Raw genomic sequence first — 4,448 nt, forward strand, 5'->3', positions numbered from 1 at the left:
CGCATCGCACTCCGGCGAAGGGGACCGGGAAACGCGACTGACGCAGGGCCGGGTGGGCGTCCTCAAAACACCGCACGGGAACATCAACACCCCCGCCTTCATCCCCGTCGCAACCAAAGCGACGGTGAAGACCCTGACCCCGGAGCAGGTGCGATCCGCGGGTGCGCAGGCGATCCTCTCCAATGCGTACCACCTCTATCTGCAGCCCGGGCCGGACATCGTCGACGAGGCAGGCGGCGTGGCCGCCTTCGAGAACTGGCACGGGCCGACCTACACGGACTCCGGCGGGTTCCAGGTCATGAGCCTCGGCGTGGGCTACAAGAAGGTCCTCGCGATGGACTCGAAGGTCTCCGAGGATAAGGTCATCGCGCAGCAGAAGAAGCGCATGGCGATCGTGGACGAGGACGGGGTGGATTTCCGCAGCGTCATTGACGGCTCCAAGCACCGCTTCACCCCCGAGGTCAGCATGCAGATCCAGCACCAGCTGGGAGCGGACATCATGTTTGCCTTCGACGAGCTGACCACGCTGGCGAATACCCGGAAGTACCAGGAAGCGTCGGTGGCCCGCACCCACCGCTGGGCGAAGCGCTGTCTGGAGGAGCATCAGCGCCAGACGGAGCTGCGTAGCCACCGGCCGCTGCAGTCCCTGTGGGGTGTGGTGCAGGGCGCCCAGTACGAGGACCTACGCCGGCAGGCGGCCCGCGGGCTGGTGCAGCTTTCCGAGGAGGCCGAGGCCGAGGGTAAGCGCGGCTTCGGCGGCTTCGGGATCGGCGGGGCCCTGGAGAAGGAGAACCTCGGGACCATCGTGGAGTGGGTCTCGCAGGAGCTGCCGGACGACAAGCCGCGGCACTTGCTGGGCATCTCCGAGCCGGATGATCTCTTCACCGCCATCGCCGCTGGTGCGGACACTTTTGACTGCGTGGCACCGACCAGGCTTGGCCGCCGCGGCGGGGTGTACACGCTCGATGGGCGGATGAACCTCTCCAACGCGCGCTTCCGCCGCGACTTCACCCCCGTGGACGCCGAGGTCGGCGGCTATGTGTCTGAGAACTACACCCGCGCCTACATCCACCACCTGCTGCGTGCGAAGGAGTATCTCGCGGGCACGCTATGCACGCTGCATAACCTGCACTTCATGATCAAGCTGGTGGACAACATCCGGGAGGCGATGCTCGAGGGTCGGTTCGAGGAGTACCGGGCGGAGTTCATGGGCCGCTACTACGGGCCGGGCTGGGAGCAGCGCCTTGGCTAATGGGGAGGGCAGCCAGGTAGAGCGGGAGGCTGGTGCGCGGCGGGGTGCTGATCTAACACAGCAAGGCGCCGGCCGTTACGCGCCGAGCCCCTCCGGCGACCTGCACCTGGGCAACCTGCGCACCGCAGTCCTCGCGTGGCTGTTTGCCCGCCACACTGGCCGGGCCTTCCACCTGCGCGTCGACGACATCGACGCCCAGCGCTCCTCCGAGGAATCCGCCAACCGGCAGCTCGCGGACCTCGCAGCACTCGGGATCACCCACGACGGGCCGATCGTCTACGAGCGCGACTGCCTCGAGCACTACGCCGAGGCCCTGCAGAAGCTCGCTGACCAGGGGCGCGTCTACGAGTGCTACTGCTCGCGCAAGGACATCCAGGAAGCCTCCCGCGCCCCGCACGCCGCCCCGGGTGCCTACCCCGGCACCTGCCGGAACCTCAGCGAGGAGGAACGCGCCACGCGCCGGGCGGAGCTCGCCGAGGCCGGCCGCAGTCCGGCGTTGCGGCTGCGCGTCGGTGACCTTTCTTCCTCAGGCGTCGCCCCGGCCAGCCTGGTCACCACCCACACGATCACCGAAGGCTTCGCGGCCGGGGAGGCGCTGGGCGGGGACGTCCTGAAGGAAGGTACCTATACCGGCGAGGTGGACGACATGGTGCTGCGGCGCGGCGGGAACACCGCGCAGCTGGACGGCAGCGAATATGCGTACAACCTGGCTGTGGTGGTGGACGATGCGCTCGCGGGGGTGGATCAGGTGGTTCGCGGGGATGACCTGCTGAGCTCCGCGCCCCGGCAGGCGTACCTGGCAGGGCTGTTGGGGCTGCCGGAGGTGGAATACCTGCACGTGCCGTTGGTGCTCGGACCGGAGGGCAAGCGCCTGGCGAAGCGCGACGGGGCGGTGACGATGCGTGAGCTCGGGGTGGAGGATGCCCTGGCGTGGATCGGGGAGTCGCTGGGGGATGCCGTGGGCGCGCCGAATGGGGTGCGCGAGGCGCTCACACAGGGCGCATCACCCGCGGAGATCCTCGAAGGTTGGGCGGAGAGCTTCCGCCCGGAGCTGCTCTCCCGCGAGCCGGTGACGTTCACCGGCTAGTGGACCTCGAGGGAACAACGCCCTCAAGAACGGCGGGACCGTCCGGACCGGGAGGGGGCGGGTGGAGCGTGGGCTAGCGGACCTCGCGGGGCTTGAAGCGGGCGTCCACAACCGCGCCGCGCGCCTTGGCCGCCGCCTTCTGCGCGATCTTGGTGTTCTTGACCACCAGCAGGCGGGCCTGGCGGGCGCGCTCCATGAAGAAGGTGCGACGCGGGCCAGCGGTCCAGGTCTCGTCGATGATGCGCTTGGCGTAAGCCACCGAATCCGGGGAACGGGTCGCCAGCTCCTCGGCGAGTGCGCGGGCGGCCTCCGCCGGGTCCTCCGCAACCTCGGAGGCGACCCCCAGTTCGACGGCGCGGGTGCCGTCGAACACCTCACCGGTCATGGTCAGGCGCTTGGCGGTATCGATGGGCAGCAGCTGCTTGAGGGAGAAGATCCCCGACATGTCTGGGATCAGGCCCCACTTGGCCTCCAAGACGGACCACTGGGCGTTCGCGGTGGTGAAGCGGTAATCCGCGGCCGCGACGAGCTGCACGCCACCGCCGAAGCAGAAGCCCTCGACTGCCGCGATGACGGGCACGGGCAGGCGTCGGAAAGCCCAGCATGCCTCCTGGAAGGTATTGGTGCCGCGCCACGGCCGGGGCGCGAAGGCCTTGGCGATGCCTGCTGGGGTCTTCAGTGCGGAGCCGAAGTCCAGGCCCGCGGTGAAGTTATGGTCCTCACCTGCGAGGATGACGGCCCGGATTGTGCGGTCGCGCCGGATTTTGTGCGCGGTGGCGACCAGGTCGTCGAGAACGGAGAGGGTGAGGGAGTTCAGCTTGCCGGGACGGCGAAGGGTGACGTAGGCGATGCCGTCCTTGACGTCCAGCTTGACCTCGCCGTGGCGGGAGGCGGGGTCGTCGTTGTGGGCGCTGTTCGGTGCTGCGGTGGTGGAGTGTTCAGTGCGGGCTGTCATGGGATCACGCTAACCCACGGGTGCCGTGCTGCGCGGGGGATTGCGGAAGCTGCGTGGCGAGGGCCGGGCAGGGGCGTGGGCGCTGGCGCGGTGACGTGGCGAGGGTCCGGGAGGTGTTCTTCATCACGCGGTCGCGAGTGCCGCCGGGAGAGCTTTTGGCGGTAAAATTGCTCTATGAGTTCAATTATCAATCTCGTGCTCGGCACACTGATGGTGTACGTCGGTTTCGGGCCACTCCCCCTTGGTCTGCAGCTGCTCGCAACCTGGCTTGTTCAACGCCGCGAGCAGAAGAATGGGCAGGGCGCGACGGCCGGTGGTGACTGGTGGAAGCAGCTCGACACGGTCCGCGCCGGGGTGTTGGCGTTCTTTGCCGGGCTCGTGGTCTGGGTTCTCTTCCTCAGCTGGACCCCTGATCAGCTGGGCCTGCCGATGGGTGGGCCTTATGCCGACTGGCAAGTGGTCGCCTGCGGTGCCGGTGCGGTGTTCGCGGTGGTGATGCTCTCGCTGCGGACTCGCTGGTTTTACGCTGGCGCGCTGGGCGTTGTCCTGGGTTTCACCGCGGGCTTCGCGCTCGCGTGGTCCTTCTGGGCTGCCGCCAATGATTCCTCGGGGCTGTGGGCCGCGGGCTTGGTGTTCCTGCTCTTTGGTTGCCTGATCGGGCTCAACATCGTGGGCCTCATTGTGGCCTTCGTGCGTCCGCGACGGGCGCGGGAGCAGCAGCGCCTCGGGTGATGGCCGGCAGGTAGCGGCGAAGTTTTTGGGCAGAATAAAAGGACCCCGCGCACCCGTGAGAGCTCGTTGACCCTTGCTGCATTCCTGCCCTGGGGGAGTTCACAAGATGCACGCCACGCGGAATCCGCCTAAAGCATAACGCATCACCCCGGCCCTGGCCAACGCTCGATCTTGCGGGCCAATCTTTCGGGCGCTGTCCCGCGGGGACGTGGGTTGATTCCAGTGGGGGTTGGAGCCCAGCCTCGCGGCGGTTCCGGGGTCGGCTGTGCGCTTAGCTTCAAGGGACCGGAAATGCTGCGAGCGCTGGGGATTTTGTGCGCTTGGTGGCCCTGGGTATAGTAGTCAGCGGAGGATTCGACTAGCGGCCTATGTCACACGCCTGGAACGCGTGCGGGGCTCACGCCCCTCGAGGGTTCAAATCC

General features: G+C 67.8%; 4 protein-coding genes and 1 other RNA gene. 3 read left to right on the plus strand and 2 right to left on the minus strand.

Annotated features, from left to right (window positions below; translation table 11 throughout):
• Nucleotides 1-37: 37 nt before the first annotated feature.
• Nucleotides 38-1,252: a tRNA guanosine(34) transglycosylase Tgt gene (tgt, locus tag Q1V78_RS07350; RefSeq protein WP_300613176.1), complete on the plus strand. Its 1,215-nt coding sequence runs from the start codon at nucleotides 38-40 to the stop codon at nucleotides 1,250-1,252.
• Entirely contained in the window at nucleotides 1,245-2,339 is a 1,095-nt protein-coding gene (gluQRS, locus tag Q1V78_RS07355) for a tRNA glutamyl-Q(34) synthetase GluQRS (RefSeq protein ID WP_300613170.1), read from the plus strand. The genes tgt and gluQRS overlap by 8 nt, the downstream gene beginning before the upstream one ends.
• A 73-nt stretch (nucleotides 2,340-2,412) precedes the next feature.
• Here the strand turns inward: gluQRS and Q1V78_RS07360 are convergent, their stop codons facing one another.
• Nucleotides 2,413-3,294, minus strand: a complete 882-nt coding sequence (locus Q1V78_RS07360) for a crotonase/enoyl-CoA hydratase family protein (RefSeq protein WP_300613172.1) — start codon at nucleotides 3,292-3,294, stop codon at nucleotides 2,413-2,415.
• 174 nt (nucleotides 3,295-3,468) lie between these two features.
• On the opposite strand from Q1V78_RS07360, the gene Q1V78_RS07365 reads away from it, so the two are divergent.
• On the plus strand, nucleotides 3,469-4,026 hold the full coding sequence (locus Q1V78_RS07365; protein WP_300613174.1) for a hypothetical protein: 558 nt from the start codon (nucleotides 3,469-3,471) through the stop codon (nucleotides 4,024-4,026).
• A gap of 34 nt (nucleotides 4,027-4,060) precedes the next feature.
• On the opposite strand, the gene ffs is transcribed toward Q1V78_RS07365, so the two are convergent.
• Nucleotides 4,061-4,155: signal recognition particle sRNA small type (gene ffs / locus Q1V78_RS07370), an RNA gene on the minus strand.
• Nucleotides 4,156-4,448 lie beyond the last annotated feature (293 nt).

Source organism: Corynebacterium sp., from assembly GCF_030152825.1.
In the GTDB taxonomy this organism is placed as follows: domain Bacteria; phylum Actinomycetota; class Actinomycetes; order Mycobacteriales; family Mycobacteriaceae; genus Corynebacterium.

Excerpts from the sequence above, each read along its gene's own strand:
- Q1V78_RS07360 (WP_300613172.1), bottom strand. The coding sequence starts at position 3,294 with ATGACAGCCCGCACTGAACACTCCACCACCGCAGCACCGAACAGCGCC.
- Q1V78_RS07365 (WP_300613174.1), top strand. The coding sequence starts at position 3,469 with ATGAGTTCAATTATCAATCTCGTGCTCGGCACACTGATGGTGTACGTC.